This is a genomic window from Micromonospora sp. DT41 (assembly GCF_049841715.1).
Lineage (GTDB): Bacteria > Actinomycetota > Actinomycetes > Mycobacteriales > Micromonosporaceae > Micromonospora > Micromonospora profundi.
In genome coordinates this window covers 231,022-257,759 of the sequence record NZ_JBNCKU010000007.1, presented here as the reverse complement: position 1 = coordinate 257,759, position 26,738 = coordinate 231,022, and the positions used below count along the sequence as shown (strand labels likewise).

Annotated in this window: 21 protein-coding genes; 7 read left to right on the top strand and 14 right to left on the bottom strand. The window is 72.1% G+C overall.

Going from position 1 to position 26,738, the window contains the following annotated elements; all coding sequences use genetic code 11:
- Position 1 precedes the first annotated feature (1 nt).
- Positions 2 to 1,345: a M16 family metallopeptidase gene (locus ACLQ23_RS16105; protein ID WP_355632885.1), complete on the bottom strand. Its 1,344-nt coding sequence runs from the start codon at positions 1,343 to 1,345 to the stop codon at positions 2 to 4.
- Positions 1,346 to 1,400: 55 nt separating this feature from the next.
- Positions 1,401 to 2,708, bottom strand: coding sequence for a M16 family metallopeptidase (locus ACLQ23_RS16100; RefSeq protein WP_355590915.1), 1,308 nt, complete (start codon positions 2,706 to 2,708; stop codon positions 1,401 to 1,403).
- A gap of 242 nt (positions 2,709 to 2,950) precedes the next feature.
- On the opposite strand from ACLQ23_RS16100, the gene ACLQ23_RS16095 reads away from it, so the two are divergent.
- From ACLQ23_RS16095 to ACLQ23_RS16080, 4 genes are read left to right on the top strand one after another with little or no spacing between them, the layout of a single operon-like run.
- Positions 2,951 to 4,015 (top strand): ABC transporter substrate-binding protein, encoded by a 1,065-nt coding sequence (locus tag ACLQ23_RS16095; protein ID WP_355590912.1) that lies wholly within the window; start codon positions 2,951 to 2,953, stop codon positions 4,013 to 4,015.
- On the top strand, positions 4,012 to 4,791 hold the full coding sequence (locus ACLQ23_RS16090) for an ABC transporter ATP-binding protein (protein WP_425734855.1): 780 nt from the start codon (positions 4,012 to 4,014) through the stop codon (positions 4,789 to 4,791). Before ACLQ23_RS16095 ends, ACLQ23_RS16090 begins: the two co-directional genes overlap by 4 nt.
- Positions 4,781 to 5,665: an ABC transporter permease gene (locus tag ACLQ23_RS16085; RefSeq protein WP_053660364.1), complete on the top strand. Its 885-nt coding sequence runs from the start codon at positions 4,781 to 4,783 to the stop codon at positions 5,663 to 5,665. Before ACLQ23_RS16090 ends, ACLQ23_RS16085 begins: the two co-directional genes overlap by 11 nt.
- Before the next feature lies 1 nt (position 5,666).
- Positions 5,667 to 6,131 (top strand): RrF2 family transcriptional regulator, encoded by a 465-nt coding sequence (locus tag ACLQ23_RS16080; protein ID WP_355590906.1) that lies wholly within the window; start codon positions 5,667 to 5,669, stop codon positions 6,129 to 6,131.
- Between the two features lie 125 nt (positions 6,132 to 6,256).
- On the opposite strand, the gene ACLQ23_RS16075 is transcribed toward ACLQ23_RS16080, so the two are convergent.
- From ACLQ23_RS16075 to ACLQ23_RS16045, 7 genes are all read right to left on the bottom strand, one after another.
- On the bottom strand, positions 6,257 to 6,457 hold the full coding sequence (locus ACLQ23_RS16075) for a hypothetical protein (protein WP_355590903.1): 201 nt from the start codon (positions 6,455 to 6,457) through the stop codon (positions 6,257 to 6,259).
- Positions 6,458 to 6,920: 463 nt separating this feature from the next.
- On the bottom strand, positions 6,921 to 8,234 hold the full coding sequence (locus ACLQ23_RS16070) for a DEAD/DEAH box helicase (RefSeq protein WP_355590900.1): 1,314 nt from the start codon (positions 8,232 to 8,234) through the stop codon (positions 6,921 to 6,923).
- Between the two features lie 221 nt (positions 8,235 to 8,455).
- Entirely contained in the window at positions 8,456 to 8,659 is a 204-nt protein-coding gene (gene cspE, locus ACLQ23_RS16065) for a transcription antiterminator/RNA stability regulator CspE (protein WP_007464836.1), read from the bottom strand.
- Between the two features lie 227 nt (positions 8,660 to 8,886).
- Positions 8,887 to 12,252, bottom strand: a complete 3,366-nt coding sequence (locus tag ACLQ23_RS16060) for an ATP-dependent helicase (protein WP_425880775.1) — start codon at positions 12,250 to 12,252, stop codon at positions 8,887 to 8,889.
- Positions 12,253 to 12,353: 101 nt separating this feature from the next.
- On the bottom strand, positions 12,354 to 16,121 hold the full coding sequence (locus tag ACLQ23_RS16055) for an ATP-dependent helicase (protein WP_425734853.1): 3,768 nt from the start codon (positions 16,119 to 16,121) through the stop codon (positions 12,354 to 12,356).
- 205 nt (positions 16,122 to 16,326) lie between these two features.
- Positions 16,327 to 16,872: a TIGR00730 family Rossman fold protein gene (locus ACLQ23_RS16050; RefSeq protein ID WP_355590892.1), complete on the bottom strand. Its 546-nt coding sequence runs from the start codon at positions 16,870 to 16,872 to the stop codon at positions 16,327 to 16,329.
- Positions 16,872 to 17,753 (bottom strand): TIGR00730 family Rossman fold protein, encoded by an 882-nt coding sequence (locus ACLQ23_RS16045; RefSeq protein ID WP_355590889.1) that lies wholly within the window; start codon positions 17,751 to 17,753, stop codon positions 16,872 to 16,874. The genes ACLQ23_RS16050 and ACLQ23_RS16045 overlap by 1 nt, the downstream gene beginning before the upstream one ends.
- A gap of 154 nt (positions 17,754 to 17,907) precedes the next feature.
- Here ACLQ23_RS16045 and ACLQ23_RS16040 point away from each other — a divergent pair, with 154 nt between their 5' ends.
- Entirely contained in the window at positions 17,908 to 18,072 is a 165-nt protein-coding gene (locus ACLQ23_RS16040; RefSeq protein WP_157552980.1) for a hypothetical protein, read from the top strand.
- A 38-nt stretch (positions 18,073 to 18,110) separates the two neighbouring features.
- On the opposite strand, the gene dapE is transcribed toward ACLQ23_RS16040, so the two are convergent.
- Positions 18,111 to 19,184 carry a succinyl-diaminopimelate desuccinylase gene (gene dapE, locus ACLQ23_RS16035; RefSeq protein ID WP_355590886.1) on the bottom strand — a complete coding sequence of 358 codons (1,074 nt, stop codon included), beginning with the start codon at positions 19,182 to 19,184 and terminating at the stop codon, positions 18,111 to 18,113.
- A gap of 121 nt (positions 19,185 to 19,305) precedes the next feature.
- Here dapE and dapD point away from each other — a divergent pair, with 121 nt between their 5' ends.
- Positions 19,306 to 20,265, top strand: coding sequence for a 2,3,4,5-tetrahydropyridine-2,6-dicarboxylate N-succinyltransferase (dapD, locus tag ACLQ23_RS16030; protein ID WP_355629871.1), 960 nt, complete (start codon positions 19,306 to 19,308; stop codon positions 20,263 to 20,265).
- Positions 20,266 to 20,316: 51 nt separating this feature from the next.
- Here dapD and ACLQ23_RS16025 read toward each other — a convergent pair whose 3' ends face one another.
- A complete protein-coding gene (locus ACLQ23_RS16025) occupies positions 20,317 to 23,685 on the bottom strand; it encodes a S8 family serine peptidase (RefSeq protein ID WP_425880774.1) in 3,369 nt (1,122 codons plus the stop codon).
- Between the two features lie 139 nt (positions 23,686 to 23,824).
- Between ACLQ23_RS16025 and ACLQ23_RS16020 the strand changes: the two genes are divergently transcribed.
- Entirely contained in the window at positions 23,825 to 24,382 is a 558-nt protein-coding gene (locus ACLQ23_RS16020) for a sugar O-acetyltransferase (protein ID WP_355590877.1), read from the top strand.
- Positions 24,383 to 24,398: 16 nt separating this feature from the next.
- On the opposite strand, the gene ACLQ23_RS16015 is transcribed toward ACLQ23_RS16020, so the two are convergent.
- Genes ACLQ23_RS16015 through ACLQ23_RS16005 form a run of 3 tightly spaced genes read right to left on the bottom strand, consistent with a single transcriptional unit; the run spans position 24,399 to position 26,729 of the window.
- Positions 24,399 to 25,046: a nucleoside/nucleotide kinase family protein gene (locus tag ACLQ23_RS16015; protein WP_355590874.1), complete on the bottom strand. Its 648-nt coding sequence runs from the start codon at positions 25,044 to 25,046 to the stop codon at positions 24,399 to 24,401.
- On the bottom strand, positions 25,046 to 25,690 hold the full coding sequence (locus tag ACLQ23_RS16010) for an SIMPL domain-containing protein (RefSeq protein WP_425734851.1): 645 nt from the start codon (positions 25,688 to 25,690) through the stop codon (positions 25,046 to 25,048). The genes ACLQ23_RS16015 and ACLQ23_RS16010 overlap by 1 nt, the downstream gene beginning before the upstream one ends.
- Positions 25,691 to 25,700: 10 nt before the next feature.
- Positions 25,701 to 26,729 (bottom strand): prephenate dehydrogenase, encoded by a 1,029-nt coding sequence (locus ACLQ23_RS16005; RefSeq protein WP_425734850.1) that lies wholly within the window; start codon positions 26,727 to 26,729, stop codon positions 25,701 to 25,703.
- Positions 26,730 to 26,738 lie beyond the last annotated feature (9 nt).

Below are 26,738 nucleotides of genomic sequence, written 5' to 3'. Positions count from 1 at the left end.
CTCACGGCTGCACCGGCTCGACCCGCACCGGCGTCAACGCGGCCAGCCCGTCGGCCACCCGCTCCGCGTCGCCGAGCACCACGACCGCCGCCCGGGACGGCGCGAGGTGGTGGGCCGCGACCCGCGCCACGTCGTCGACGGTCGCCGCCGCCAGCCGGGCCGCGTACTCGGCGAGGAACTCCAGACGCAGGCCGTTACCGGCGTACGCGCTCGTCAACGCCGCCAACCCGGCCTGGGTGGACATACCGAGCTGAAGGGTGCCCAGCGCGTACTGCCGGGCCTGCTCCAACTCCTCCGGCTTCGGCGGAAGCGACGCCAACCGACCCAACTCGTACGTCGTCTCCAGCAGCGCCGGGCCGGTCACCTCAGTGGCCACCTCGGCGGCGGCGACCAGCACCGAGCCGGCCACCGAATGCTCGATCACCGAGTGCGGGCCGTACGTGTAGCCCTTGTCCTCGCGGATGTTCTCCACCCACCGGGAGGAGAAGTAACCACCGAAGACCAGGTTGGCCAGTTGCAGAGCAGCGTGGTCCGGGTCGGTGCGCGGCACCGCCGGCAGCGCCACCCGCAACGAGGACTGCACCGAGCCGGGCCTGTCGACAAGCAGCAGCGGCCCCGGCTCCAGCCGCGGAATTGCCGGCAGGGTCGCCGTACGCCCGGCACCTCCCCAACCGCCGAGCGCCCGCTCGACGGCGTCCAGAGCCCTCTCCGGCTGTACGTCACCGACCACCACCAACTGCGCGCCGGCCGGATGCACCCGCTCGGCGTGCAGGGTACGCAGCGCCGCCGGCCGCACCGCGCGGATCTGACCCGGGTCCGGGGTCTGCGCCGCGTACGGATGCCGCCCGTAGATCCGCTTCAGCAACGCCTCCCGAACCAGGTGCGTCGGCTGGCTCTGCGCGACCTGGATCCGGTCGATCAGCCGATCCCGCTCGGTCGCCACCTCGTCGCTGGGATAGCTGGCACCGGTCAACACCTCGGCCAGCAGCTCCAGCATCCGGTCCAGCCCGGTGACCAGGCCGGCACCCGAGAGCATCAGCCGGTCCGGATCGACACCCGCGGAAAGCCCGGCGCCCACCTTCTGCAACTCGGCGGCGATCTGCACGCTTGTCATCGACTCGGTGCCGGAGAGCATCGTCTGCGAGAGCATCGCGCCACGCGCCACGTTGACCCGGCCGAACGGCACCCAGAGCCGCAGCTCGACCAGCGGCACCGCCGGCCGGCGTACGGCGATCACGGTCAGCCCGTTGCCCAGGGTGCGCTCGGACTGCTTCGGCACCTTGAGCTTGCGCGTGGGGCCGAGCGCCGGCAGCGCACGCGGCCCAGCCGACACGGTGACGCTCATCGGACCACCTTCGTTCGCGACTGCGGGGCTCGCAAAACCGGCTCACTCCTCGCGCTCACCGGGCACCTCCGGGAATTACCTCGATCGTGGCACGCCGCTCCGGACGCAGGGTTGCCGCGGCGGCCCGGACCTGCTCCTCGGTCACGTCGCCGACCAGGCGGGGCAGGTCGTTGAGCAGACCCGGTTCGCCACGTTGCTGTTCGAGCACTGCCATCTGCAACGCCCGGCCGAGCACCGCGTCGGTGTCGCGCAGCAGGTGGGTCGCCATCCGGGCCTGGGTCCGGGCCAGCTCGCCGTCGGTCAGCCCGTCGGTGGCCAGCCGGTCCAGTTCCTCGTCGACGGTGCGCAGCACCTTGTCGACGTCACCCCCGGGCGGCAGGTGCGCCTGAAGCAGCAGCGCTGTCGGGTCCCGCACGTCGAACGGGTCACCCATGAAGCCGAGGTAGCCGCTGAGGCCGGTCACCGAGCGGTCCCGCTGGACCAGCCGCTCGACCAGCCGTGAGGCGTCACCGTCGGTGAGCACCTCGGCCAGCACCACGTACGGCAGGTAGCCGGCGAAGTCGGTGATCGGGTCGGGTACCCGCCAGGCGCCAGCGACCGCCGGCAGGGGTGCCAGGGCATCGGTGTACGAGGTGCGCCGCTCGGCGGTCAGGTCGGGCTCGGCGAAGTCGGGCCGGACCGGTGCCGGACGTGCCGGTACGTCGCCGAAGTGCCGGGTGATCAGCTCGGTCGCCTCGGTGACGTCGATGTCGCCGCTGACCGCCAACACCGCGTTACCGCAGGCGTAGTAGCGGCGGAAGAAGTCTTCAGCGTCGGCGACGGTGGCCGACTCCAGGTCGTCGAAGGAGCCGTAACCGTCGTGCGCGTTGGGGAACGTGTCGAACATGACAGGCGGCAGGGTCAGCCAGGGAAAGCCACCGTACGGGCGGCTGAGAACGTTGACCCGGATCTCCTCCTTGACCACGTCGACCTGGTTGCGCAGGTTCTCCTCGGTCAGCCGGGGGCCGCGCATCCGGTCCGCCTCCAGGAACAGCGCGCGCTCCAGCGCGTTGCTCGGCAGCGTCTCGAAGTAGTCGGTGTAGTCCAGGTGGGTGGAGCCGTTGAAGGTGCCCCCGGCGCCCTGTACGTGCCGGAAGTGGGCAAGCTTCTCGAGGTTCTCCGAGCCCTGGAACATCAGGTGTTCGAAGAGGTGAGCGAAGCCGGTGCGCCCTTCCGGTTCGGATCGGATGCCGACGTCGTAGACCACCGCCACCCCGATCACCGGGGCACTGCGATCGGGCGTGAGGACCACCCGCAGGCCGTTGTCGAGGGTGAACCGCTCGACGGGATATTTCGTCGCTGGAATTCTGGATCTCCGCGCCACGTGGTCGACCCTAGCGCGCCGGCACTGCCACCACGGGCGACCTGCGGGGAGCCACCACCAGTCGGCGACGCGGGCAGCACCTGCGCGACCATCGCGCAGGGCAGCCAGTCCCACCAAGCTGGTAGGAAATGCCGACATAACCGAGACGCCCCTTCCCGACATGTGGATGGGCCTTGACGCTGGCGCGGGCCTGGCCCACTCTTCCTACCAACTAAGTAGGAATACTGCGGATTGGATGGACGATGAGACGCCTCCCCCTGCGCCGGATGGTCACCCTGGCCACCCTCGCCGCCGTCGGCGCGGCCGCCCTGGGCAGCACCGCCGCGTGCGGCGACGACAGCGAGGGCGCGGGCGGCAGCTCCGGCCCGGTGACCCTCCGGCTCGGCTACTTCCCCAACATCACGCACGCACCGGCGGTGGTCGGTGTCGAGAAGGGCATCTTCGCCGAGAAGCTCGGCGCCGACGTGAAGCTGGAGTCGAAGACCTTCAACGCCGGCCCGGCCGCCATCGAGGCCATCTTCTCCGGCGCGCTCGACGCGACATACATCGGCCCGAACCCCACAGTGAACGCGTTCTCCAAGTCCAAGGGCGAGGCGGTCCGGGTCATCTCCGGTGCTGCCTCCGGAGGCGTGGCGCTGGTGGTCAAGCCGGGCATCAACGGCCCGCAGGACCTCAAGGGCAAGAAGATCTCCACCCCGCAGCTGGGCAACACCCAGGACGTGGCGGTCCGCTACTGGCTCAAGCAGCAGGGGCTGACGACCACCAAGGAGGGCGGCGGCGACGTCAAGATCGTCCCGCAGGAGAACGCCCAGACGGTGGAGACCTTCACCAGCGGCGCCATCGACGGCGCCTGGGTGCCCGAGCCGTTCGTCTCCCGTCTGATCAACGCCGGTGGCAAGGTGCTCGTCGACGAGCGCGACCTGTGGCCGGACAAGAAGTTCGTCATCACCAACCTCCTGGTCAGCACGAAGTTCCTCAAGGCGCACCCGGACGTCGTGCAGAAGCTGGTCGAGGGCCAGGTCGCCGCGAACGAGTTCGTCAACACCAAGCCGGACGAGGCCCAGCAGGCCATCTCCGAGGCGATCGGCAAGATCACCGGCAAGCCGCTGGACCCGAAGCTGATCAAGCAGGCGTGGCCGACGTTGGAGTTCACGAACGACCCCATCCCCTCCTCGCTCAAGGCCGGGCTCGACCACGCCGTCGAGGTCAAGCTGACCGACCCGGTGAGCCTCGACGGCCTCTACGACCTGACGTACCTCAACAACGCGCTCAAGGCGCAGGGCAAGCCCGAGGTCGTCCAGCCATGACGTCGACCACGACGACGCCGGGAAGCGCGACCACCTCGGTCGCGCTCTCCGGCGTGACAAAGGTGTACGGACGCGGGGAGAGCGCCGTACTGGCTCTCGACGGGGTGTCCCTGGACGTCGCGCCGGGCGAGTTCGTCTGCCTGGTCGGCGCCTCCGGCTGCGGCAAGAGCACCCTGCTGAACCTGGTGGCCGGCCTGGACCGGCCCACCGCCGGGCAGATCGACCTGGCCGGCGACGCCCATCCCGGGCTGATGTTCCAGGAGCCGGCGCTCTTTCCCTGGCTGACCGTCGACGCAAACGTCGAGATGCCGCTGAAACTGCGCGGCCTGCCCCGGGCGCAGCGACGCGAGCGGGTGGCCGAGTTGCTGCGCACCGTGCACCTTGGCGAGTTCGGCCGCAAGCGGCCACACGAGCTGTCCGGCGGCATGCGGCAACGGGTCGCGCTTGCCCGCACCCTGGCCCTGGACACCCCGGTGCTGCTCATGGACGAGCCGTTCGGCGCGCTGGACGCGATGACCCGGGACATTCTGCACGACGAGCTGGAACGCATCTGGTCCGAACGCCACCTGTCGGTGCTGTTCGTCACGCACAACGTCCGCGAGGCAGCCCGGCTTGCCGACCGGATCATCCTGCTCTCCAGCCGCCCCGGCCGGATCATCTACTCCACCGAGGTGAACATCCCGCGGCCACGGCGGATCGACTCCCCCGAGGTCGCCGCCATCGCCGCCGACGTCACCGAACGGCTCCGTACGGAGGTGGGCCGCCATGGCCAATGACACCCTGACCAGCACGGCGCGGACCGACGCGCAGATCTCCGGGCTGGACGCGCTGGAGATCGCCGGTCGGGAGAAGGAGGTCTCCCGGGGTAACCGGCTCTGGGCTGCCACCTGGCCCAAGCTGGCCGCGCTTGCCATCGTCATCGCTGCCTGGCAGCTGGTGGTCTGGTCGGGTTGGAAGCCGCCGTACTCGCTGCCCGGCCCACTTGTCGTCGGCCGCGAACTGCTCAACCAGGCCCAGGGCCCGCAGCTCTGGGAGGGCCTGGTCACCACGCTGCGACGGGCCGCCCTCGGGTACATCTTCTCCGTCGCCGTCGGTCTGCTTGTGGGTCTGGCGGTGGCCCGGTCCAAGGTCCTCCGGGCTGCCATCGGCTCGATGATCACCGCGTTGCAGACCATGCCGTCGATCGCCTGGTTCCCGCTTGCCATCCTGCTGTTCGAGCTGAGCGAGAAGGCGATCTTCTTCGTGGTGGTGCTCGGCGCCGCGCCGTCAATCGCCAACGGGGTCATCTCCGGTGTGGACTACGTGCCGCCGCTACTGCTGCGCGCCGGCCGCAACCTGGGAGCCCGCGGGCTCAACCTCTACCGGTACGTGATCGCGCCGGCCGCGCTGCCGGCGATCGTCGCGGGTCTCAAGCAGGGCTGGGCGTTCTCGTGGCGAAGTCTGATGGCCGGCGAACTGCTCGTGGTCGGCATCTCGCAGACCTCGCTCGGTGCCCAGCTCACCTACTCGCGCGAACTGTCCGACGCGCCCTGGCTGCTCTCCACGATGATCGTCATTCTGGTGCTCGGCCTGGTGGTGGACGCGGCGTTCGGGGCTGCGGACAAGTCGATCCGTCGACGCTGGGGCGTACTGGATCAGGCTGGTCAGTGACGTGTACGTCTCCGCGCGCAGCGACTACGCGCTCCGGGCCATGCTCGCTGTCGCCGCCGCCGTTCACGGCGGCGGCGACGCGGGCAGCGGTGGTGACGGAGGCGAGTTGGTGAAGGCGGCCAGCCTGGCCGAGGTGCAGGGGATCCCGCTCAGCTTCCTCCAGGGCATCCTGCTCGACCTGCGAAGGGCTGGCCTGCTGCACAGTCATCGCGGTGCCGACGGCGGGTACGCGCTGACCCGGCCACCCGAGGACATCACCGTCGGCGACGTGCTGCGCGCGGTCGGCGGATCGCTGACCACGGTACGAGGGCTGCCCGCCGAGCGGGCCGGCTACCACGGGGTGGCCGCCGGGCTCACCGACGTCTGGCTTGCCGTGCACGGGGCGATCGCCACGGTCGTCGACAGCACCACCCTCGCCGATCTGCTCGATCGCGAATCGACCGACCGGGCGCCCACCGCTTCGTGACCGCCTGATCCGGCATTCCACTGGGGAGGCGGTGTGGTCGGGCCGGTGCCCCGCCGGCCCGACCACACCTCGTACCGATTCGACCGGGCCTGCCCCTCCGCCGGCACCGGTCGGCCGGTTGCTGCTCAGCCCACGTGCGGGACCGTCGGGTCAGAACCCAGGTCGCCGGGGCTGTGCAGCTCCACCAGACCGGCGGGAGCGTTGCCCGCCGGGGTGGCATGCCAGGGCGTGAAGGCCGCAACCATGGCGAGCAGCAACCCGGCGAGCGCGACCGCGACCACCAGGGTCAGTTCCCGCAGCGTCCCCGAGCCGGCTTCGCCCGCCATGGCCACCCCTTCCGCGCCGGGCCCCCCGCCCGGCGTCCCCCCGATGGTCAGTTTTGACCACATCAGGCCGGAAAACAGTCGGCCAGCCGACCCAACCGGGGCTGATTACCGACTCAGCCGAACAGCCAGATCGCGCTCGCGGGTCGGGGGTGTCGACGGTGACGGCGATGACGGCGATGACGGCCGCGTTGACGGCACCAACCCCAGGGCCGGTCGGGCACCTGCTTGCAGCCTTTGCTCTGCTTCAATCCACGCACCAGTTGGTGTCCGCTATCCGGACAGTGCCCGTTGCGTCGGTTGAAGCAGAGCAAAGGCTGTCACCAGGGACCAGCCGTCTCCCCCCGAGTGCCGCAAGCCGACTGCCGGCACCGGGCACGGACAAGACCCCGGCCCCGCGTGGGGACCGCAGACGAAACCGACCCGCCCCGCCGAAGCGGGACGGGTCGGTCAGGGGTCGAGAAGATCAGACGGTACGGGGGCGACGCGGCCGGCGGGACCGACCCGACGCGCGGTGGGCCGGCCGGGCGGAGCCATCGGCGACCGGACCAGCGGAGCCGCGGCCCCGACCAACAGCCACCGGCGGGGCCACGATGGTCACCGGCACGCCGGAGGGCTCACGCGCCCCGGTCACCCGTACCAACGCCTCGTCGCCGGGGCGTACCTGGACCGACTGGGGCCGGATGCCGGCGGTCGCCATCAGCCGGGACACGTCCCGCCGCTGCTCGGGCAGGACCAGGGTGACCACCGAACCGGACTCACCGGCCCGAGCCGTCCGTCCACCCCGGTGCAGGTAGTCCTTGGCCTCGGTCGGCGGGTCCACATTGACCACCATGTCGAGGCCGTCGACGTGGATGCCCCGGGCCGCCACGTCCGTGGCGACGAGAGCTGTCACCTGGCCGTTGCGGAACTGCTCCAGGATCCGGGTGCGCTGCGGCTGGGACTTGCCGCCGTGCAGCGCGGCCGCGCGTACTCCCTTGGAGAGCAACTGGCGGGCGAGCCTGTCGGCGCGGTGCTTGGTCCCCATGAACAGGATGGTGCGGCCCTCGCGGGCGGCGATCCGGGTCAGCGCGTCGGGCTTGTCGATCGCGTCGACGTGCAGCACGTGGTGGGTCATCGCGGTGACCGTGGCGGTGCCCGGGTCGACCGAGTGGGTCACCGGGTTGCTCAGGAAGCGGCGGACCAGGCGGTCCACGCCGCCGTCCAGAGTGGCGGAGAAGAGCATCCGCTGCCCCTGCGGCGCGACCTGCTCCAGCAGTTTGGTCACCTGCGGCAGGAAACCCATGTCGGCCATCTGGTCGGCCTCGTCCAACACGGTGATCTCGACCTGGTCGAGGCGGGCGTCACCGCGGTTGATCAAATCGTGCAGCCGGCCGGGGGTCGCCACGACCACCTCGGCGCCGGCGCGCAGAGCGTCCGCCTGGCGCTGCAACGACAGGCCACCCACGACTGTGGCGCAGCGCAGCCCGACGGCGCGGGCGTACGGGGCCAGCGCGGTGGTCACCTGCTGTGCCAGCTCGCGGGTCGGCACCAGCACCAGGGCAAGCGGGCGACCCGGCCGGGCCTTCTGGCCGGCGGTACGCGAGAGCAGCGGAAGCCCGAAGGCGAGAGTCTTGCCGGAGCCGGTGCGGCCCCGTCCGAGCACGTCCCGGCCGGCGAGCGAGTCGGGCAGCGTGGCCGACTGGATCGGGAACGGCTCGTTGATGCCCTGCGCGGTCAGCGCGCTCAACAGCGCCGGAGCCAGACCGGTGTGGGCAAAGGACGGAATAACTGTGGTCACGCAGAAGCCTTCCTCGACGCGGCACGTGTCGAGGGAGGGCGCCGAAGTCGGCGCTGTCACCAGCGGAAAAGGCCGCCAGGACTCACAAGCACGAACCGATTGGGTACGGGCCGGCCCGCCGCCGGGCCGCCGCCTGCGTAGGCAGGTCGACAGCGGGGCGGGCCGGTCCCGTCGCCGTCACACCCGGAGGGCGCGACGGGTAATACCGACCGATCCGAAGATCAGAGCGGGCGGATGTTCTCCGCCTGCGGGCCCTTCTGGCCCTGGGTCACCTCGAACTCGACCCGCTGGTTCTCGTCCAGGCTCCGGTAGCCGGAGGACTGGATCGCCGAGAAGTGGGCGAAGACGTCAGCGCCGCCGCCGTCCGGGGTGATGAAGCCGAAGCCCTTGTCAGCGTTGAACCACTTCACGGTGCCAATAGCCATGTGTTTCGTCTCCTTGACGGAACGTCGGACCCGCACTTGTTGCCGGTCCGAAGAGGAGCGCTCCGCGCGGGAATGCGCGAATCGCCTGTCGCTTCTGGTCGCCCCGCCCGGAGAACTCCGGACACAACAAAGAGCGCCTGGGGCCACAATTCCCGCCAGGCGCACACAGAGTCTCTGGTAACCAAAACTGCAACGTGTTCAACCTACCATGGATCTCCGGGCAGGAGTCAATCTTGGGCGGAATTCTCTGGCAACTGGGCGATCAGGGCGGTGAGCCCGGTCACGTCGAGCAGGTCGGCCGGCCGGACTGTCGCCCCGTCCCGCACGTAGTGGAAGGCCGCGCCCACCCGATCGACGGGCACACCCGCCAACTCCGCCCACGCCAGCCGGTACACGGCCAACTGCACCGCTGCCACCTCCGCCGCCGGCCCCGCGGGCTGCGCGCCGGTCTTCCAGTCGACAACGTCGAACCGGCCACCCGGGCGGGCGAAGACCGCGTCCATCCGCCCCCGCACCACCACGCCGGCGATCACCGTGGCGAACGGCACCTCCACCTCCACCGGCACCCGGTCGGCCCACTCGCTGGCCAGGAACCGCTCCTGCAGCTCGGCCAGCGCCTCATCCGGTGCCGCGTCCGCGTCCGCCGCGCCGGGAAGCTCGTCCAGGTCGAGCAGCCGGTCGGCACCGAAACGCTGCTCCAGCCAGGCGTGGAAGGCGGTGCCCCGGCGGGCGTACGGGTTGGGCTCGGTCGGCACCGGACGGCGCAGCGTACGGGCCAGCGCCGCCGGGTCACGGCGCAACGCCACCAACTGGGTGACGCTCAACTGCCCGGGTAGAGCCACCTCCACCGCCCCCGACAGGCGGGTCAGCTCGGCCCGCTCGGCCAGCAACAGATCCGCCTCACGCCGCCAGCGCGCCACCTCCGGATCGTCAGGCCCACCGGCGACCACCACCTCCGCCGGGCCGTCGGACATCAACCTGCGGACCAACCCCGCCGCCTCGGCCAACTCCGGCCGGCGCCCACCCAGCGGATCGGCCGGCCACTCCGCACGCAGCACCACCTCCGCCGTCGGGTTCGTGGCGTCCGGCGTCGGCTCCGGTGCCCACGCGTCGACCAGATGCCCCGGGCCGCCGTCCAGGCATGTGTCGTACACCTCGGTCAGGAAGACCGACGGGCCGCGCGGGCGTTTCGTCCCCTCCCCCCACCAGTACCCGGAGCAGAGCAGCAGCCGGCGCGGCCGGGTCACCGCCACATACGTCAGCCGGCGCTCCTCCCGCTCGTCGTGCGCCCGCCACGCGTCGGTGAAGTCGGTAAGCGCCCGGGCCACCGCCCGCTGATCAGCCGCCTCGTCGAGCGCCAACTCGGGCAACCCGTCGGCATCGCCCCGCAGCGGGAACGGCAACACACCCAACCCGCCCAACCAGTGGTCGGAGTTGCGCACCGGCCCGGGCCACAGCCCACGGCACAGCCCGGCCACCGCCACCACGTCCCACTCCAGACCCTTCGCGGCGTGCGCCGTCACCACCTGCACCGCGCCGTCCACCACCTCGACCTCACCCGGGGCGAGACCACGCTCCTCGTCCTCGGCGGCGGCCAGATAGGACAGGAAGCCGGACAGGGTCGCACCGGGCGTCTCCCCGCTGAACCGGGCAGCCACGTCGCCGAGGGCGTCCAGGTGGCCCCGGGCCAGACCGGCATCGCCGGCGCCGTCCCGGCCGGCCCGCACCGCTACCTCCACATCCAGGCCGATGGTCCGCTCGATGTCCGCGATCAGATCCGGCAGGGCCTGGTCCAGGCGGTAGCGCAACAACGCCAACTCCCGGCCGTACGCGCGCAGCCGCGCGAAGCCCTCCGCCGAGTACGCCTGCGCCGGCCCGAGGTCGGCCAGCGCCTCCACGAGGGTCGCCTCGTCCAGCAGGTCGGGGCTGATCTCCGAGGCGTCGTCGGCGGCCACCTGACGTCGAGCCCTGGCGATCGCCCTCGCCCGCCGGTGCAACGCCACAAGGTCACGCGGCCCGATCCGCCACCGCGCGCCGGTGAGCAGCCGCAACAGCGCCGCCCCGTCGGTCGGATCGGCAAGCACCCGCAACGTGCACACCACGTCCCGCACCTCGGGGGTGTCCAGCAGGCCACCCAGGCCCACCACCTCCACCGGCAGGCCACGCTCGCGCAACGCCGACTCGATCGCCGGGATCTGGCTGCGGACCCGGACCAGCACCGCCGTGGTCGGCCGCTGCACCACCGGGATGTGCTCGGGGGCGGCGCCCGGCATCCGCGCCGCGCCCCGCCACGCGGCGAGCACACTGTCGGCGATCCACGCCGCCTCGTCGGCGTACGTCGGCAGCAGCGCGCAGTGCACGGTGCCGCCGGCCGCCCCTCCGGGGCTGCGGTGCGGGATCGGGTCGCGGACGGTGAGCGCGGACCGCAACTCCGGCACCCGCGCGCCGGCCGCCCGCAGCGGAGTGGAGAGCGCGTTCGCCACCCGCAGGATCTCCGGACGGTTACGCCAACTCGTGGTGAGCCCCAACGCCACGGCCGGCTCGCCGTCGGCAGTGGCGAACTCGGTGGGAAACCGGTCCAGGGTGCCGGCGCTGGCCCCCCGCCAGCCGTAGATCGACTGGCACGGGTCACCCACGGCGGTCACCGGATGCCCACCGCCGAACAGCGCGTTGAGAAGCACCACCTGCGCGTGGCTCGTGTCCTGGTATTCGTCGAGCAGCACCACCCGGAACCGGTCCCGCTCGATCTCGCCCACCGCCGGGTGATCCCGGGCCACCCGGGCCGCCCGGGCCAACTGGTCGGCGAAGTCCATCGCCTCGAAGTCGTCCTTGCGCCGCGCGTACGCCCGCACCAGCGGCAGCAGACGCAGCCGGGTCTGCTGGAGGGCGAGCGCCTTGCGCACATCCGCGTAGACCCGACCCGGTCGGGACTGCACCTCCGCGAAGAACCGACCCGTCCAGGCGGCCAACTGGTCCGGGGCGACCAGATGCTCGTCCAGTTCCCCGGCGAGCGCCAACACCGCGTCGGTGATGGTGCTCGGCATCCGGTCCACCTCGGACATGTCGCCGTCGTAGTTGCGCACCAGCAGGTCGACCAACTGCCAGCGGGACGCCTCGGTCAGCAGCCGCGTGGACGGCTCGTAGCCGGCCCGCAACCCGTGCTCGGTGACGATCCGCCCGGCGTACGAGTGGTACGTGGAGACGGTCGGCTCACCGGCGAGCGGATCGTCAAGCGGATCGCGCCCCTGCCGCCCGAGCCGCCGGATCAACTGGTCGAGCCGGGTACGCACCCGATGGGCAAGCTCCCCGGCCGCCTTACGGGTGAACGTCAACCCGAGAATCTGCTCCGGCCGCACGTACGAGTTGGCCACCAGCCAGACCACCCGCGCTGCCATCGTCTCGGTCTTGCCCGACCCCGCCCCCGCGACCACGAGCAACGGTTCCACCGGGGCGGCGATGATCGCGGCCTGCTCCCGGGTGGGCGCCGGCAACCGCAGCAGTTTCGCCAGCTCCACCGGGGTGTACCGAGGGCCGGAGTCGGCAAGCCGCGGCGTCGGCGCCGGACCGGCCCCGAACAGGGTCGGCTGACTCACTGGGCTAGCTCTGTTCGCGACTGCGGGGCTCGCAACACCGGCTCACTCCTCGCGCTCACGGTGCCAGCTCGGTTCGCGACTGCGAGGCTCGCAACACCGGCTCACTCCTCGCCCTCACGGCCGCGCCGGACCGTCGGAGGCTCGACGACCTGGCGCCCCTGCCCCGACACCGGGCAGCTGGTGCGTACCGGGCAGACCCGGCACTTCGAGTTGGCCACCGCGGCGAACGTGGCGGCTGCCATCGTATCGGCGGTCCGCCGGACCAGCGCCGTCGCCCAGCCGGCCGCCGGACCCTCGCCCGCCGCCGGCTGGTTCTGCTCCCGGGCGTCCTTCGCCGAGGTGCCGAGCTGCACCAGCGCAGCGCCACCGGACTCGTCACCGAACTCGGCGAACGCCCCCGCCTCCACCGCCGCCTGGTAGGCGCCGAGCTGCGGATGCTCGGCCAACTCGGTGCCGGTGACAGCTGTCGACTTGCCGGTCTTGAGGTCAATCACCACGAGCCGCCCGTCCTCGTCGACCTCCAACCTGTCGACCCGGCCGGTCAGCTCCACGGGCCGGTGCGGATCATCCAGGCGCACCGCGAACTCGTGCTCGATGGCGAGCAGCCGACGCGGGTTGGTGGCCAGCCAGCGCAGCAACTTGTCGACCATGGCCTCGGCACGCTCGCGCTCCGGGCCGGCCATCCACCGGGCGGCCAACTCGATCGCGTCGAACCGGGCCGCCACGTAGTCGAGCAACGCCCCCCGGTCGGCGCTGGCGTCCTCGGCAAGCATCGCGGCGGCGTGCACCAGGTTGCCCACCCCCTGCGCCGTGCTTGTCGGGCCGCTGCCGCCGTGCCGTTCCAGCAGCCACCGCAGGCTGCACCGCAACGCGCTCTCCATGGCCGACGGGGTGACCCGGACCGGTTCGCCCTCGTCGACAAGCGGCCGGTCGTCGGAGAGCGCGCGCAGCCCCCACCAGTCGTCGGGGTGCGCGCCCGGCACGCCCGCGGCGGCGAGCCGCGCCAGCTCGGCCGCCGCCGCGCGCCGCCGGCCCGCCGGGGCGGCGGGGTCGGTGATTGCGGTACGCAGTTCCGCGACCAGCGCCGGCAGTGTGAGCGCCCGGGGCGGACGGGTCACCGGCAGCGCACCCGGCCGATCCGGCCCGTCGTCCCCACCGTCACCGCTCTCGCCGTCCGCGCCAGAGGCGCCGCTCGCGCCGCCGTTGCCGGCCGCGCCGTCCTTGCCGGGCGCGCCGACGTTGCCGGCCGCGCCGTCCTTGCCGTCCTTGCCGGGCGCGCCGCCGTTGCCAGACGCGCCCTCCTTGCCAGACGCGCCCTCCTTGCCGGGCGTGCCGCTCTCGCCGCCGTTGCCGGGCGCGCCTTGCGGATTGCCGCCCCCGATCGGACCAGCGGTAGGCGGGCCGGTGCGGGGGCCGGGCGTCGTGGGCGGGTCGGTCGGTCCGGAACCGTCGGGCGAGGTCGGCGGCGCGGCCGGAAGCAGCTCGTGGAGGAACCGGCTCGGCTGCTCCTCGTGGTCGTCCCCGCCGACCGCCGCCGAGGCCACCGCGCTGACCAGCAGTCGGTGCCGTGCCCGGCTGATCGCGACGTGGAACAGTCGACGTTCCTCGTCCAGCAGCGCCGACGTCTGTCCCACCATGTTCGCCACGCGGGCGCCCCCGACGAACCGACCGGCGAGCACGTCGACAAGCCGTTCCGAACCGAGCAGGCTGCCTCGCAGGCGCAGGTCCGGCCAGATGCCCTCCTGCACACCGGCAACCGCGACCAGGTCCCATTCCAGGCCTTTCGCGGCGTGCGCGGTGAGCAACCGGACAGCCGCGCCCCTGTCAGCGGTCGGCGCGATGGTGTCCGCCGGGAGGTCCTGGGCGAGCACGTGGTCGAGGAAGACCTCGGTACGGGCGCCGGGCAGCCGGTCGGTGAAGCGGGCCGCCGCATCGAACAGCACAAGCACGGCGTCGAGGTCCCGATCGGCCGCCTCGGCGCGACGCCGCCGTGCCAGGTCCCCCTCACCCGCCTCGGGCCGCCCCTGGCCGATGGCGCCCGCCCAGCGCTCGGCCAACCCGCTGCCGTGCCAGACGGCCCACAGCACCGTCTCGGCGGTCGCGCCGGGCCGGGCGGCCGCATCGCGAGCGGTGGCGAGCAGCCCGGCAACCGCCTGGGCCGGCTCCGCCCACCGCCGGTCGATGCCGGCCAGCTCCGCCGGGTCACTCAGCGCCTCGACGATCAACTCCCCGGACGGACGCCTGTCACCACCGGCGAGCGCCATCGCGCGCAGGCCCTGTCGCAACCGCCGCTCGGCCAGCGGATCCGCGCCGCCCAGCGGCGAGTGCAGCAGCGCTACCGCCGCCTCCTCGTCCAGCCGCTCCGGCTCCAGCGCGCAGCGCAGCAGGAGCAGCAGCGGCGCCACCGCCGGTTGCAGGTGCAACGGCAGGTCCTCGCCGTGCACCACCGTCGGTACGCCGGCCGCGTGCAGCGCCCGTTGCAGGGTCGGCAACTGCAACGCTGTGGAACGCACAAGCACCGCCATCCGCGACCACGGCACACCGTCGAGCAGGTGGGCGGAGCGCAGCGCGTGCGCCAACCAGGCTGCCTCACTTGTCGCCGAACGGAACGTGTGCACCTCGACCACCCCGGTCGGTGCATCCGGCAGGGGACGCAGCCGGCGGTGGGCTGCGGGACCGCGCAGCCGGCGACCCAGCCGGGCGATCGCGGCGAGCAGGCCCGGCCCGGCCCGGTACGACGTGGTCAGCAGCACCTGCGCGGCCGGCGCACCGGAGGCGGTGCGGAATCGGTGCGGAAAGGTGCTCACCCCGGCCGGGTCGGCACCTCGGAAGGCGTACGTGGAGGAATCCGGGTCGGCGAAGGCGACAAGCGAGGTGCCGCCGCCGGCGATCACCGACAGCAGTTCGAGCTGGGCGGGGTCGGTGTCGGCCAGCTCGTCGACGTACACGTGGGCGAGTCGGCGGCGCTCGGCGGCCAGCAGGTCCTCGTCGTCGCGGAGCAGGCCGGTGGCCGCGCGGACCAGTTCCGCCGGGTCGTACGCGATGGAGCCCCGGTTGCTGACGTCGCGCAACGCGAGCACGGCGACGTACTCCCGCAGGAAGCGCGCGGCGGCCGGCCAGTCGCCGCGGCCGAGTTTCTCGCCGAGCCGGGCCAACTCGACGGGCCCGACACCGCGCTCGGCGGCGCGCATGAGCAGGTCGCGCAACTGACCCGCGAAGGCCCGGGTCCGCAGGGCCGGGCGCAGATCGGTGGGCCAGCCGACCGGGTCGTCGTCGGGCTCCTCGCCCACCACGTCCAGCAGCTCACGGATGATCAGATCCTGCTCGGGGCCGGTGAGCAGCCGGGGCGACGGCTCGCCTCGTTCGGCCGCGGCGCGGCGGAGCAGCCCGAAGGCGTACGCCGGGAAGGTGCGCACCAGCGGCTCGCGCAGCACCCGGTGGCCGTCCTGCGCGACCCGGGCCTCGATGCGTTGGCGCAGCTCGGTAGCACCTCGGCGACCAAAGGTCAGGACGAGGATCCGCTCCGGATCGACGCCCTCGGTCACCCGGGCGGCGACCGCCTCGACGAGGGTGCTGGTCTTGCCGGTGCCGGGACCGCCGAGCACCAGCATCGGCCCGTCGGTGTGCCCGATGACCTCCGCCTGCACGGGATCGACCTGCCGCCTGAGCCCTCCGACGGCCCGCTCCGCTTCGACGGCCTCGGTGGCCCGCGCGGCGCCGCCGATCTCCACCTCGGACACGGCGTTGCCCTTGGAGACGGCATGGTCCGCGGACGCACCGCCGCCGGCGGGCACAACGCCGCTGGCCGGCGCGACCTCGCCCCCCGGCGCCGGCCCACCGGACCGCCGCACCAACCGGTACGCCTGCATCAGCTCATCCCATCACGCCCATGCGACACCCACCCACACCACCCAACCACCACCTCACCTACTACCGGCGATCATGAAGTTAGCGGAGCGACACGCCGACAACGGCGCGGCCAACCTCATGATCAACGCAGTCGGGCGGAACGCCGTGCGGGGCGGAACGGGGGGCGGGGCGGAACGGGGGGCGGGGCGGAACGGGGGGCGGGGGTCAGAGCAGGTGTGCTTCTAGGGTGTTCAGGGCTTCCGGGACGGTGGGGGTCACCGTCAGGAGGTCGCGGCCACCGGGCTTGAGGAACTGCTGGTCGGTGATCGCGTCGAGCCAGGCCAGCAGCGGGCCGTAGAAGCCGTCGGTGTCGACAAGCACCATCGGCTTACGGTGCAGGGCGAGAGTCGCTGTGGTCCACACCTCGAACAACTCGTCCATGGTGCCCAGCCCGCCGGGCAGGGCCAGAAACGCGTCCGACTTGTCGATCATGACGGTCTTGCGGCTGGCCATCGAGTCGGTCACCAGCAGCTCGTCCGAGGCCAGGTCGGCGACCTCCAGATCGACAAGCGCCTGCGGGATCACGCCCACGGTGCGCCCTCCGGCGGCTCGGGCGCCGTCGACCAGGGCGCCCATCATGCCGACACGGCCGCCGCCGCTGACAAGCGTGTGGCCACGCCGGGCCAGCTCCGCGCCGGTCTCGGTGGCCAGGTCCAGCCAGCGCTGGTCAAGGGTCCGCGACGAGGCGCAGAAGACGCAGATGGCCGCCATCAACCCTCCCCGGGCCCGTCGGCGGCGGACTGCGCGGCTGTCGACTCCGCGGCGGCGGCCTGCTGGTCAGCGCCGGTACGCGCGACGGCCTCCTCGCGGACCGCCTCCTGCTCCACCGAGAGCGCCGCCTCGGCCTCGACGATGTGCCGGACCGCCGCGTTGACGTCGTCGGTGAGGCAGATCAGGTCCAGGTCGACCGGCCCGATCTTGCCGTCGGCCGCCATTGTGTCGCGCAGCCAGTCGATCAGGCCCTGCCAGTAGGCGACGCCCATCAGCACGACCGGGAACCGGGTGACCTTGCCGGTCTGCACCAGGGTGAGCGCCTCGAACAGCTCGTCCATGGTGCCGAAGCCGCCGGGCAGCACGACGAACGCCTGGGCGTACTTGACGAACATCGTCTTGCGGGCGAAGAAGTAACGGAAGTCGATGGCCAGGTCGACCCAGTCGTTGAGGCCCTGCTCGAACGGCAGCTCGATGCCGAGCCCGACGGAGAGGCCGCCGGCCTCGCTGGCGCCCCGGTTGGCGGCCTCCATCACGCCCGGCCCGCCTCCGGTGATCACCGCATAGCCGGCGCGGGCCAGCGCGGCGCCCACCTCCTCGGCGAGCTGGCATTCGGCGCTGTCGGGGCTGCTGCGTGCGGAGCCGAAGACGCTCACCGCGGGCGGCAGGTCGGCGAGGGTGTCGAAACCCTCGACGAACTCGGAGAGGATGCGCAGCGCGCGCCAGGCGTCCCTGGTCTTCCAGTCGCCCCGGCTGCGCGAATCCAGCAGCCGCTGATCGGCGGTGCTCGTCGGGATCGCCCCTCGACGCAACGTCACCGCACCCCGATGCCGCTCCTGACCTGGACCGCGGCCGGCCTCCCGCCCCTTGCTCTGACTCATGCAGCAACCGTAGTGGAGCCGCACCCGCCGGGGACGCGGGGCGGGGACGCCGAGAAAAACTTCTCGATCATGGGCAACTATTTGACTTCCCCGCACGTCTTACTATTCACATACCGGGTATGCCCCGGCGCGCGCCTTCGGGGGAGGAGACAGCGTGATCAGCAACAGCGAGATGATCCGGATCCGTCGACAGATGCAGCGACGGATCCGAGACGTGGTGGCCGAGCGTCGCCGCGCCCGCCAGCTGGACCCTGTCCTGTCGCCCGCCACCACCGGAGCCGATCAAGAGGTTCGCGCCGCCGACAACGGGCCAGGCTGACGCGAACCTCTTGATCACCGGGAGCGGGTGCGGCCCGGTCAGGCCGAGGCGAGCCAGCGGTGCAGGGTCGCGGCACCGTCGCGGATCTTGCTGATCTCGACGTGCTCGTCCGGATGGTGGGCGAGGTTGGGGTCGCCGGGGCCGAAGTTCAGCGCGGGAATCCCCATTGCCGCGAACCGCGCCACGTCCGTCCAGCCGAGTTTGCCGATCGGCGCCGCACCGACAGAGGCCAGGAACTCCTTCGCCGGGGCTGCGTCCAACCCGGGCAGGGCACCGGGTGCCATGTCGGTGACTGTCACCTCGAAGCCGGTGAAGACCTCACGCAGGTGCGCCTCCGCCTCGGCGGGGGTGCGATCCGGCGCGAACCGGTAGTTGACCTCGATCTCGCAGTGGTCCGGCACCACGTTGCCGGCCACCCCGCCCTTGATCCGCACCGCGTTCATGCCCTCGCGGTAGTCGCAGCCGTCGATGGTGACCCGACGCGCCTCGTACGCCTGGAGCCGCTGCAACACCTCGGCGGCGGCGTGGATGGCGTTCACCCCGTGCCAGGAGCGCGCCGAGTGGGCGCGTACGCCGGTCGTGGTGACCACCGACCGCATGGTGCCCTGGCAGCCCGCCTCGACGATCCCGTACGTCGGCTCCAGCAGCACCGCGAAGTCTGCCTCCAGCCACTCGGGGAACGCTTGGGCGACAAGGTTCAGCCCGTTGTACCGGGACTCGATCTCCTCGGCCTCGTAGAAGAAGTACGTCACGTCGTAGCGCGGGTCGGGCAGCGTCACGGCCAGGTGCAGCGCGTACGCGACGCCGGACTTCATGTCGGAGGTGCCGCAGCCGTACATCAGGTCGCCGCGCATGGTCGACGGGAAGTTGTTGTTCAGCGGCACCGTGTCCAGATGGCCGGCCAGCACGATGCGCTGCGATCGACCGAGGTCGGTACGCGCCATCACGGTGTTGCCGTGCCGGTGGGTGGACAGGTGCGGTACGCCCCGCAGCACCTCTTCGACGAAGTCGGCGATCGCCTTCTCGTTGAGGGACACGGACTCGATGTCGACCAGTACGCGGGTCAGCTGCACCGGATCGGCGAGGACCTCGGGGGTCAGCGGGTTCTCCATGGTTCGCACGGTACCTTCAGGTCTGTCGGCGCGAAGAGCGAGCTTACGGGCCACCGGGGCGAGCGTGAGCGCCCGCAGTCGTGCGCAGAGGCCGACCCGGCCGCGACCGAGAGGTGAAACAGTGACGTCCGCAGATTCCGCCTGGGGCATCGGCCTGGCCACGGTGACAGCAGACGAGCAGGTGCTCGACACCTGGTACCCGACCGGCAAGCTGGGCCTGGGTGAGCTGCCGCTGGTCGCCGGTGAGGACCAGTCGGACGTGCTCGACCTGCCCCCGGCAGCGCTCGGGGACCGCCCGCTGCCCGGTCTGCGTACCGTGCAGGTGGTCACCGTGATCGGCTCGCTGGACGACCCGATCAAGGACGCCCCCGACGCGTACCTCCGGTTGCACCTGCTCTCCCACCGCCTGGTGCGACCCAACCAGCTCAACCTCGACGGCATCTTCGGCAAGCTGGCGAACGTGGCCTGGACGTCCGCCGGGCCGTGCCCGCCGGAGCGGGTGGACGAGCTGCGGGTGATCGAGCGGGCCGCCGGTCGCCACCTGGCGGTGTACGGGGTGGACAAGTTCCCCCGGATGACCGACTACGTGGTGCCGTCGGGGGTGCGGATCGCCGACGCGGACCGGGTCCGGCTCGGCGCGCACCTGGCCGCCGGCACCACTGTGATGCACGAGGGCTTCGTCAACTTCAACGCCGGCACCGTGGGCACCTCGATGGTGGAGGGCCGGATCGTGCAGGGCGTGCTTGTCGGTGACGGTTCCGACGTCGGAGGCGGCGCCTCGATCATGGGCACGCTCTCCGGTGGCGGCACCGACAAGGTGAGCATCGGCGAGCGGAGCCTGATCGGCGCGAACGCCGGGGTCGGCATCTCCCTCGGCGACGACTGCGTGGTGGAGGCGGGCTGCTACATCACGGCCGCATCCAAGATCACCCTCCCGGACGGTCGGGTGGTGAAGGCCCGCGAGCTGTCCGGCGTCAACGGCCTGCTGTTCTGGCGCAACTCGGTGACCGGCGCGCTGGAGGCCCGCCCGCGCACCGGCCGGGGCATCGAGCTCAACGCCGCCCTGCACGCCAACGACTGACGTACCCGCCGGGTCCGTGGCCCACGACCACGGACCCGGCGAGGGTACGCGTCAGCGCAACCGGTACGCCTGGATGATCTGTTGGGTCACCGTGTTGCCGGCGGCGTCCCGGGCGGTGGCCCGCAGGGACGCGTACCCGGGCCCGGCGGGATGCCGGACGGTGGCCGTCCAGCCCTGCCCGCCCTTACGGACCTGGGCGGCCTGCCAGGTCTTGCCACCGTCGTAGGAGACGTCGACTGTCAGCTTCCGCACCCGGGCGGCCGGCGCGCCGGGCTGCGGCTCCACCCGCACCGGGACGACGAAGCTTCGCCCGGCCGGAGCGCTGTTGTCGACCCGCAGCGGAGGCGCGAAGCGCACCGCCATCAGCGGCAACCGCACCGGCACTTCACCTGCCACATGCCGCGACCGGAAGGTCCAGCTGGACTCCACAGCGGTGCTCAGGTCGGTGAAGCTACGCGTAGCCGACGCGCTGAGTCGGTAGTCCGCCGCACCCGGCGGCACTGCGAACTCGCCGTAGCCGGCGTACTCGCTCTCGCCGACAAGTTTCCCGTTGCGCCAGAGGACGGTTCGCTCGCTGTCGGTGAGCGACCCGCCCGCATGCCCGGCGGCGTCACTGAACATCGGCAGCCAGACCAGGATGGTGTCACCGGTCCTGGTGACGCTCTGCTCGGGCCAGTGTGGGGCCGGGAACGACGGCCCGTACGGCGCCTGATTCCAGTCCTCTCCGACGGTCCGCCCGGCCCGGTACGCGGTGGGTGTGGAGGAGAGCAGCGCCTTCAGGTTCAGCCAGCCGTCCTCGTCCCGCGTCCCGAAGCCGATCTCGGACTCCCACTTCACGCCCCGGGTGTTGTAGTGCTCGACCCGCTGACCCGGTACGGCTGTGGGTAGGACAAGCGCGGAGCCGCCCGTGTTGTACCCCACATCGGGCAGCACCAGCCGTTCGGCCTCCAGCCCCGGGTAGCCGCCCCGGAACCGGTGCACGACTGTGGCAAGGTTCCGCCGCGCGTAGTTCCGGACGAAGCCGGTGGGCATCCGGCCCGGGATCGCCTCGGCCAGCGCGTACAGGTAAGGGCTGGGCGCTGTGCCCGGCTTGATCCATTGACTGCTGACGGTTGCCACGAACCGGTCCGCGGAGACCGGCTTGCCGATCTGGCCGGTGGTCAGGCCGGTGAAGGTGTCCGTCCAGAGCCCGATGCCGTACGAACTGTCGTCGTCGGCGGTGAAGACCGTGCTGACATCGATCAGCTCCGGGGTGGCGCCCCGTTCCGGGATTGTCATCCGGACCGGCTTCGTGCGGCGGGCGTCGACGGTGATCCGCGTATCGCGTTCCACAGTCAGCTCGGGCTGCGCCAGCATGGACAGCCCGGCCGGCTCATCGTCCGGCCCGGCCTCGAAGACCAGGCTGTTCAGGCCGTACTTCCCCTTGGGCAGCCGTACCGTGGCCACCCCGTCGGTGCCGTAGACGTCCCAGAAGCCGAAGCCAGCCAACCCGACCAGGAGCGTGGAGTAGTCCGCCGTTTGCTCACCGGCGCGGTTCAGGTGCTCCACCGTAAGCGTGTAGCTCTCCACCTCCCGGTGCACTGCCAGCGGCGTGACAGCTACCGTCGCGCCGGAGCGGGCCACGATCCGTCCGGTCCAGTAGCCGTCGACGTCGCCGAGCCGCGTGTCCGCTGTGACAGTGGTCGCGGTGGTGCCGCCCGCCGGCACTGTTAGCTGGCTCGCGCCGAGCTGGAACATGCCGGCCGGAAACGCCCGCTCGTCGGGGCCCGCGCCCTCGACGCTCAGGTCCAGGGTGACCGGGCCGGGGCCGTCGTTGCGCCAGGTCACAGTGCGGGTGATCGGGGCGTCGTCGCCGTGCGGCCAGAGGGCGCGCCCGAACGAGACACTCACCGGGTCGGTGCTGACCAGTTGGGTGATCGCGTGAGCGACGTCGACGCGACCGGCGCCCTGCTCGTAGGCGGTCTGCGTCGGGTGCGGCTTGGCGGCGGCCATCAGTGTCGCCTTGAGCCGGTCGGCCCGCCAGCCCGGATGCCGCTGGGCCAGCAGCGCCGCCGACCCGGCCACGTGCGGGGTGGCCATTGAGGTGCCGGAGATCGCGACGTAGCGCTCCCCCACCGGGTCGCCGATCACACCGTTGGCGGCTCGTGCGGCGACGATGTCGACGCCTGGGGCCGTGATGTCGGGCTTGATCGCGTCGTCCCCGACACGAGGGCCCCGGCTGGAGAAGCCGGCCAACTCGTCGTCGCGGTCCACCGCGCCCACGGCGAGCGCGGCGTCTGCGCTGGCCGGGGAGCCGACCGAGCCGTCCGCGCCGCTGTTGCCTGCGGCGGTGACGAAAAGGGCGCCGGTCTGCGTGGTAAGGGTCTGCACCGCCTCCTCCAGCGGGTCGACCTCCGGGGTGTCCCAGCCGCCGAGGCTCATGTTGATCACGGAGGCCTTCTTCTCCACCGCTGCCCACTGCATCCCGGCGAGGATCGCCGACTCGGAGCACCCGGAGTCCTCGCAGACCTTGCCGTCGAGCAGCGTCGCGTCCGGTGCCACGCCCCGGTACTTGCCGTCGGAGGCCGCTCCGGTGCCGGCGATGGTCGAGGCCACGTGGGTGCCATGGCCGACCGTGTCCCGACCGTCGGTGACCTCGCTGAAGTTGCGCGCCTCGGCCACCTTGCCGGCCAGGTCCGGATGGGTCGCGTCGACGCCGGTGTCCAGCACGGCCACTGACACGCCCTTGCCGGTGAGCCCGGCCGCCCACGCGGCGGGCGCACCGATCTGCGGCACGCTGTGGTCGAGGGTCACCCGACGGCGACCGTCCAACCAGATCCGCTCGACGCCCCCCGCCGCGTCGAGCCGGGCCGCGCTGGGGCCGCTGGTGATCGTCGCCCAGACCGCGCCGAGGGAGGACTTGCCGGTGCTCAGGGCCGCGCCTCGGATCGCCGGCAGGTCGCGGGTCACCCGGACGCCGGGCAGGGCGCCTGCGGCACTTCGGGCGGTGCCCGCCGAGCCGTACGAGACGAGCAGCGGCAGGGTGTCCCGGTGGACGTCGTCGTAGCCCGCCTCGACCAGCTCGGTGACGTCGAAGAGTCGCGGGTCGACCCGGCCTGCGCGCAGCAGTGGCAACGCGTCCTGCGGCGTCACCGACAGGTGGCCGCGCTCGCGTCGAACGAGGAACCGTACGTCCTCCCGGCCGGCGCCCGGTCGGACGGCGGCGCCGGACCCGGTGACTGTCACCCGGTCACCGGTGATCAATGTGACGGTGGCCGATCGGTCGGCGTTGGGCGCACCCGGGGCGGCCGGGCGGGCTGACAGGCCCGCTCTGTCCGGCGTACCGGGCACGGCGCTGGAGGCGGCGGAGGCGGGGACCGGCGCGGAGAGCGCCAGCACGGACACGAGGCCGAGAGCGGCAAATCTTCTTGCGTGATGCAACGGATCCTCCTCGGTGGAACGTCATTACCACGGGAGACGCATTGACGGTCATCAGAATTGCATACCGAGTATGCAGAAGGAAGTCCTGAATATGACGATCTGAACAATGGCCGCGCACCAGGGACGGCATGATCGAGCGGTGACCTCCATGAAGGACCGCATGCTCGCCGGTGAGCCCTACCTCGCCGACGACCCGGAGATCGTCGCCGACCGGGACCGGGCCGCCCTGCTCATGGAACGCTTCAACACAAGTCCCGCAGCCGACCCGCAGGCGCGTCTCGCGGCGCTGCGTGAACTGCTGGGCGAGGTCGGCGAGGACACCTGGATCCGGCCGCCGTTCTACTGCGACTACGGCTGGCAGATCCGGATCGGCCCCCGCAGCTTCGTCAACTACCAGTCGGTCTTCCTCGACGTCGCCCCGATCACCCTCGGCGCCGACGTCCAGGTCGGCCCGAACGTCCAACTGCTCACCCCCACCCACCCGGTGGAACCCGGACCACGGCGTGACAAGTGGGAGGCCGCCAAGCCGATCACCATCGGGGACAACGTATGGCTCGGTGGTGGCGCGATCGTGCTGGCCGGAGTGACGATCGGCGCGAACACCGTCGTCGGCGCAGGTGCGGTGGTCACACGTGACCTACCGGCGAACGTGGTAGCCGTCGGCAACCCGGCACGACAGGTACGCGAACTGACCTGACAGCCGGTGCCGGCAATCAGGCCGCAGGCTGCTCAGACAGGCGGACCACCAGGTCGGCACTGTCGGCAGTGGGGGTGATCAGGGCAGCGTTGGTCTCGTCGCTGCCCAACGCCCAGGCCCGCGCCTCCTCCGGCGAACGCCCGAACGCCTCGTGCCGGGCCGTCAACCGGCGCAGGCGCAGCTCGGCGTCCAGGTCGAGGAACCACACCTCGTGCAGCAGCGACCGGACCTCCTGCCACGGAAAGTCCGGCAACAGCAGATAGTTGCCCTCGGTCACCACCAGGCGGACCGATGGCGGCACCTCGATCGACCCCGCCACCGGTTCCTCCAGCTCACGGCGGAACTCCGGCGCGTACACCGAAGTCGGCTCCAGGCGGTGCAGCCGGCGCAGCAGCGAGACGTAGCCGTTGGCGTCGAACGTGTCGACCGCGCCCTTGCGGTCGGCGCGGCCCAGCCGGACCAACTGCGCCTGCGCCAGGTGGAAGCCGTCCATCGGCACGAGCCGGGCGCTCGGCCCGATCTCGGCGACGATCCGCTCGGCGAGCGTGGACTTGCCGGCACCGGGCGCACCGGTGATGCCGAGCAGCTGACGCGGACCGGCGTCGGCCAGGCCCCGCGCCCGTGCCACAAGCTCGTCGAAGGCCAGAACCCGCGCCGGGGTCATCAGCCCAGCACCGGTTCGCTGATCGTGAACCGCGCCTGCACTGCCGCCTGCACTGTCTGCGGCTGCGGGTCCAGCTCCAGGTCGGGCACACCGCCACCGCCACCGACCTCGAACGCCGCGCGGGCGAACATCGGCCGGTCCGCCGGGCCGGTGTCGGCCAGCTCGATCAACGCGGTGACCCGGGCCCCGAGCGCCTCGGCGTACTCCCTGGCGCGCAGCAGCGCGTCACTTATCGCGGCGTGCCGCGCCGCGCGGTACGCGGGGCTGTCCGGGCGCAGCTCCCACCAGGGCCCGACCACCTCGACCTGGTCCTGATCGGCCAGGCGGAGCATCAGCTCACCCAGCGCGGTGAAGTCCGTGACCGTGACAGTGGTGGTGACGCTGCCGTGCCAGGCCACCACGCGCTCGCCCGAGCGTCGGGTCTCCGGCCGCACCCGCAGGTCGCCGGTCTCCCGCCGGGCCACCGCCGGCTCCGCGCCGTCCAGCAGCACCCGCACTGCGGCGGCACGCTCGGCCAGCCGGGCCAGCGTCGCCTCCCGGTCCTTGTCGCGGGCCGTCGCGGTGACAGCGAAACGGGCCAGCTCGGGCGGCACCTCCTGGTGTGCCTCGCCGCGTACCTGCACCACCGGGCCGTCCGTCGCCATGACTGTCAGCCTAGTCAGCCGCCGGCCGCCACGCGGTGTAGGAGACGGCACCCGAGTCGATCCGGCAGCCGGTCAGGTGCCCGCCCGCCGCGCCCAGTCCGCACAGCCAGGCCACCTCGACGGCATGGTCCCCATCGGCCGGGAAAGCCTGCTCCAGCTCGACGAACCGGCGGCCGCGCAGCGCCGACCGGGCCGCCCGCGCCTCCGCGTACCCGCCGGTCAGGGCCGTCGCGTCGCCGGCCCACAGCGCGGCGGCCAGCTCGTCAAGGAGTACGCGCACAGCGGCCAACTCTTGCAGCACCCGGTCGCGGTTGCCGAGCAGCATGTTCGCTGTCCGCTCGGCAGGCGTGCCGGCGACCCGGGTGCCGTCGGTGAAGCTGCCCGCAGCAAGCGCCAGCACCGCGTCCCGCAGCGGCGACCGCTGGACTGCCCCGGCAAGCGCACCGGCAAGCAGGTGCGGCACGTGCGAGGCGAGAGCGGCAACCGAGTCGTGCTCCGGCGCGGACATCGGCACCACCCGGGCACCGAACACCTCCACAAGCAGCCCGGTCAACAAGCGGAAGGCGAGCGTCGCGGCGCCCGTCGCCGGACAGAGCACCCAGGCTGCGCCAGCGAGGAGCGTCGTTGAGGCGGCTGTCAGGCCAGCGGACTCGGCGCCGGCCATCGGGTGCCCGGGGACGAACCGGTCGGTGAGCCCGAGACTGCCGGCCGCCTCGGCCACCTCTGCCTTGGTGCTACCGACGTCGGTCAACACGCAGTCCGGCGCGGTCAGCTCGGCGACCTGTGCCAGCGTGCGGGGCAATGTGGGCAGCGGGCCGCAGAGGAATACCACGTCCCGACCGGCGACGGCCTGCTCGACAGTGGCCGGGGCATTCAAGCCGCGTTCCCGGGCCCGTTCCCGCGTCGCCGGATCCGGGTCCCAGCCGGCGACGTCCAAGCCGGCGTCGGCGAGGCGCAGCAACACCGAACCGCCGATCAGGCCGGTGCCGAGCACCGCCGCCCGCACTCCGGCGTACCGCCCGGTCGTGCCGTCGGTCATCGCCGGCCG

Coding starts and splice junctions, on each gene's coding strand:
- ACLQ23_RS16105 (WP_355632885.1), bottom strand. CDS start 1,345: ATGAGCGTCACCGTGTCGGCTGGGCCGCGTGCGCTGCCGGCGCTCGGC.
- ACLQ23_RS16095 (WP_355590912.1), top strand. CDS start 2,951: ATGAGACGCCTCCCCCTGCGCCGGATGGTCACCCTGGCCACCCTCGCC.
- ACLQ23_RS16090 (WP_425734855.1), top strand. CDS start 4,012: ATGACGTCGACCACGACGACGCCGGGAAGCGCGACCACCTCGGTCGCG.
- ACLQ23_RS16085 (WP_053660364.1), top strand. CDS start 4,781: ATGGCCAATGACACCCTGACCAGCACGGCGCGGACCGACGCGCAGATC.
- ACLQ23_RS16075 (WP_355590903.1), bottom strand. CDS start 6,457: ATGGCGGGCGAAGCCGGCTCGGGGACGCTGCGGGAACTGACCCTGGTG.
- cspE (WP_007464836.1), bottom strand. CDS start 8,659: ATGGCTATTGGCACCGTGAAGTGGTTCAACGCTGACAAGGGCTTCGGC.
- ACLQ23_RS16055 (WP_425734853.1), bottom strand. CDS start 16,121: ATGCAGGCGTACCGGTTGGTGCGGCGGTCCGGTGGGCCGGCGCCGGGG.
- ACLQ23_RS16050 (WP_355590892.1), bottom strand. CDS start 16,872: ATGGCGGCCATCTGCGTCTTCTGCGCCTCGTCGCGGACCCTTGACCAG.
- ACLQ23_RS16045 (WP_355590889.1), bottom strand. CDS start 17,753: ATGAGTCAGAGCAAGGGGCGGGAGGCCGGCCGCGGTCCAGGTCAGGAG.
- dapE (WP_355590886.1), bottom strand. CDS start 19,184: ATGGAGAACCCGCTGACCCCCGAGGTCCTCGCCGATCCGGTGCAGCTG.
- ACLQ23_RS16015 (WP_355590874.1), bottom strand. CDS start 25,046: ATGACCCCGGCGCGGGTTCTGGCCTTCGACGAGCTTGTGGCACGGGCG.
- ACLQ23_RS16010 (WP_425734851.1), bottom strand. CDS start 25,690: ATGGCGACGGACGGCCCGGTGGTGCAGGTACGCGGCGAGGCACACCAG.
- ACLQ23_RS16005 (WP_425734850.1), bottom strand. CDS start 26,729: ATGACCGACGGCACGACCGGGCGGTACGCCGGAGTGCGGGCGGCGGTG.